The 254-nt window shown below is 52.0% G+C and carries 1 protein-coding gene; it reads left to right on the plus strand.

What is annotated here, in order from left to right; genetic code table 11:
* The coding region (locus ACO0LF_RS31880; protein ID WP_423021484.1) for a transposase at nt 1–254 on the plus strand (254 nt) is incomplete at both ends.

The following is a 254-nucleotide window of genomic DNA, read 5'->3' on the forward strand; positions in this document are numbered from 1 at the left end:
CCAAGTTCTGGCTATCCGTCCTGACAGAACTCAAAAGCCGGGGCGTGCAGGATATTCTGATAGCCTGTGTCGATGGCTTGAAAGGCTTCCCTGAGGCTATTGCTGCCGAATACCCACAGACCCGTATTCAGCTCTGCATAGTGCACATGGTGCGCAACAGCCTGAAATATGTCTCCTGGAAAGACTACAGAGAAGTCACTGCCGATTTAAAGCGCATCTACCAGTCTGCCACTGAAGAGCAGGCACTGGCAGAA

It is taken from the genome of Undibacterium sp. Di27W (assembly GCF_049340345.1).
In the GTDB taxonomy this organism is placed as follows: Bacteria; Pseudomonadota; Gammaproteobacteria; order Burkholderiales; family Burkholderiaceae_D; genus Undibacterium.